The sequence below is a fragment of the Streptomyces sp. UNOB3_S3 genome, assembly GCF_020740895.1.
In the GTDB taxonomy this organism is placed as follows: Bacteria; Actinomycetota; Actinomycetes; order Streptomycetales; family Streptomycetaceae; genus Streptomyces.
Map to the genome: position 1 here is coordinate 1 of NZ_JAILXP010000538.1, position 3,558 is coordinate 3,558.

Below are 3,558 nucleotides of genomic sequence, written 5' to 3' on the forward strand. Positions count from 1 at the left end.
GCCGACCCGGGGGATGAGGAGTTCGTTGTCGCAGACCAGGTTCTTCAGGCCCTTGCCGTTGCCGAGGAGGTCGACCTTGACGTCCTCGGGCCGGCGGTCGTCGGGCACGCCGTTGTGGGAGGCCGTGCAGACGAGCTGGTTGCGGCCGATGGGGCTGAGCCGGGTGGGGTCCAGCGGCAGCCGGATGGTCACGGTGCCGGGGAGCGCGGTGACGCCGACGGAGCCCTGCGACACCTTGGGCAGGTCCGTGAACAGGCCCTGCATCCGTTCGGCCTCGTTGGGGCCCTGGAGCAGCAGGGCGATCGCCTCCTCCGCGCCGACCTCGCCGGCGGCGGGGCGGGAGCGGGGTTCGAGGCCGCCGGGGAAGCCGAAGTACAGCCGGACCTCCCGCACGGGGGCGCCGGGCTGTTTCGCGCCCTGCGCGGGCTGTCCCACCTCGATGACGTCGGTGGGCTCGACGCCGCACCCGGCCAGGGCGCACGCGAGGGCGCCGCACAGCGCCGCCGCCGCGGCCACGCGCCGCATCCCCGGACTTCTCGGACGCCGCCGTCTCATGACTCGTCACCTCCGCGCCGCAGCGGGAGGTCCACGGTGAACACCGCGCCTCCCCCGGGCCCGTTGGCGGCCCGCACGGTCCCGTCGTGCAGCCGTACGTTCTCCATGGTGATGGCGAGTCCCAGGCCGCTGCCCTCGGAGCGGACCCGGGCGGCGTCCGCCTTGAAGAACCGCTCGAAGACGTGCGGCAGGACCTCCGGGTCGATGCCCTCGCCCCGGTCGGCGACCTCGATCAGCAGCCGCTCCCCGCGGTCCGCCCCGCCGGTGTGCCGGAACTCCGTGCGGACGGCGACGGCGACCGGCTCGCCGCCGTGCCGCAGCGCGTTGCCGACGAGGTTGGCGACGACGACGTCGATGCGGCGCGGGTCCAGCCGGGCCCGCACTCCCTCGGGCAGGTCGGCCGTGACCTTGTCCTGCCAGCCGCGTGCCTGGAGGGTCTTGCGGACCGTCTCGGCCACGTCGACCTCGTCCAGGTGGAGGGCGGCGGCTCCGGCGTCGAAGCGGGAGATCTCCATCAGGTCCTCGACCATGCGGGCGAGCTTGCCGGTCTCGCCGGCGATGAGCCGGACCGCGTAGGCGGTGTCGGCGTCCAGCGTGGCGGCGTCCTCGTCGAGGACGTCGACGACGGCGGTCATCGCGGCCAGCGGGGTGCGCAGCTCGTGGGAGACGTCGGCGGCGAAGCGGCGGGAGTTGGCCTCCATGCGGCGCAGTTCGGCGACGTTCTTCTCCAGGGCGGCGGCCATGTCGTTGAAGGTCCGCGAGAGGTCGGCGAGTTCGTCGCTGCCGGTGACCTTCAGCCGGGTGTCCAGCTCGCCCTCGGTGATCCGCTGGGTGGCGCGGCGCAGCTCGCGCACGGGCCGCAGCACGCCGCGCGCGGCGAGGAGGGCGGGCACGATGGCCAGCGCGGCGGCGGGCAGGGCGCCGCTCTGGGCCGCGTCGACGAGCGCCTGGACGTTCGCCTCGTCCTCGCGGAGCGGCACCTGGGCGTAGACCTCCAGGCCGGACAGCCGGCCGTCCTCGCCGCTGAAGGCGACGGGCAGGCCGATGGCGAGCCAGGGCTCGCCGTTTATGTCGACGCGCTGGAAGGCGGCGATGCCGTCCTGGACCTTCTTCCGCACGCCGTCGGGGATGCCCTTGGCGCCGGGGCGGGCCGGGGGGACCATGGCGCCGCCCTGGTAGCGGGCGTAGATGTTCCAGTGCTGTGCCTGGCCGGCCCGGGCGAGGTTGGTGGTGAACCTGACCAGGTCGCCGTGGCCGGGCGGGAAGCGGAGGTCGGGGACCTGGGAGTTGACCTGGGCGCGCAGCGCGGAGACGGCCGTGTCCTGGGTGCGCTTGAGGATCGCGGTGCGGGCCTCGCGGAAGGTGAGCGCGGCCGTGGTGAGCGCGCTGAGCGCGGCGACGAGGAGGAACGCCACCACCAGCCGGGCCCGCAGGCCCCGGTAGAAGGTGCGCAGGGCCGGCCGTCCCAGGGAGGGGCGGCGCAGGTGGACCGGGCGGTTCAGGGGGCTCATTCGGAGTGCTTTCCGCGGCTCACACGGGTCCGAAGCGGTAGCCGAAGCCCCGTACGGTCTGGATGTAGCGGGGGGAGCGCGTGGACTCCTCGACCTTGGTGCGCAGCCGCATGACGCAGGCGTCCACGAGGCGGGCGTCGCCGTGGTAGCTGTGCTCCCAGACGTGCTCCAGGAGCTGCTGGCGGCTGAAGACCCGGCCGGGGGTGGCGGACAGGTAGAGCAGCAGCTTCATCTCGGAGGGGGCGAGCGGCAGGTCCTGGCCGTGCCGGGAGACGAGCAGCCCGGCGCGGTCGATGGTCAGGTCGCCGTGGGTCTCGGCGGTGGCCTGCGGGACGGCCGGGTCGGGGCCGCCGTCGACGGGGGCGGCGCGGCGCAGGACGGCCCGGATGCGGGCTTCCAGGACCTCGCCGCGGGCGGGCTTGACGATGTAGTCGTCGGCCCCGGCCTCCAGGCCGAGCACGACGTCGATGTCGTCGCCGCGGGCGGTGAGCATGATGATGGGGATCTGCTGGGTGGCGCGGATGCGCCGGCAGACCTCGAAGCCGCTCTTGTCGGGCAGCATCAGGTCCAGCAGCACCAGGTCGGGACGGAAGCTCTCCAGCGCCGTCAGCCCGGCCTCGCCGGTCGGCGCGGCCTCGACCTCGTGGCCGCGGCGGCGCAGGGTGAGGGTGACCCCTTCCCTGACGGCCCGGTCGTCCTCGATCAGAAGCACGCGTGACATGAGGACCAGTATCGGTCGTTCGTATGCGCGAATGCGCCCGGGGGCTCGCTTCCCGCCGGAACTGTCACCGACTCCTCATAAATCGACCCCTGTCACTTACACCCCGATGTGCCGCAGGAGCAAGGACCGGAAGTCCTGGTCGAAGGCCTCGTAGCGCCGCCGCAGCCGCTCGCCCGGCCAGTCGGCGGGCAGCAGCGGCGCGGGCAGCACCGGGTCGGCCAGCAGATGGCGCAGGACCGCCGCCGAGACGGTGAACCGTTCGGCGAGACGGTCCGGCCCGCCGGGCAGCGCCTCAAGGGCGGCCTCCAGGGCGCGGGCGCGGCGGGCCCAGCCGGTCAGGTCCCACAGCCCGGCGGCGAGGGCGGCCGGGTCGCCCTCGGGCGCCGCGCCGGTGAAGAGGGCGCACTGCCCGGCCACGACGGGCGGCCACCCGGGGTCGCGGACGAGGTTGGCGGGCCGCGTCCAGCAGCCTTCCCGCAGCTCGGCCAGGCGCAGCGCGGCCATCGCCTGCCGCAGGGCGGCGCGCTCCGGGGCGGGGCGCCGCTCGGCGGTGACGACGGCGATCTCCCAGGCGCCGGACCAGGCGCGGACGCGGGGCGCGCGGCTGTCGTCCTGCCGGGCCTGGCGGGCGAGCAGCCGTTCGGTGAGCCGGTACGTGCCATCGCGCTGCTCCAGGTCCCCGGCGGCGACCATCCGGGTGAGAGCGGTGCGCACGGTGCCCTCGGCGGTGCCGAAGAGCTCGCCGACGCGGACCAGGGCGCGGGCGGGGAG

Annotated in this window: 4 protein-coding genes; all 4 read right to left on the reverse strand. The window is 74.9% G+C overall.

Annotated features, from left to right (window positions below; genetic code table 11):
* A partial coding sequence (locus K6I33_RS33200) for a hypothetical protein (protein WP_229358408.1) occupies positions 1-525 on the reverse strand: 525 nt, incomplete at its 3' end.
* Positions 526-551: 26 nt separating this feature from the next.
* Positions 552-2,066, reverse strand: coding sequence for an ATP-binding protein (locus tag K6I33_RS33205; RefSeq protein WP_229358410.1), 1,515 nt, complete (start codon positions 2,064-2,066; stop codon positions 552-554).
* A 19-nt stretch (positions 2,067-2,085) separates the two neighbouring features.
* On the reverse strand, positions 2,086-2,787 hold the full coding sequence (locus K6I33_RS33210; protein ID WP_229358412.1) for a response regulator transcription factor: 702 nt from the start codon (positions 2,785-2,787) through the stop codon (positions 2,086-2,088).
* A 96-nt stretch (positions 2,788-2,883) separates the two neighbouring features.
* Positions 2,884-3,558, reverse strand: a 675-nt coding sequence (locus K6I33_RS33215; RefSeq protein WP_229358414.1) for a PaaX family transcriptional regulator C-terminal domain-containing protein, incomplete at its 5' end; no start/stop codon positions are given.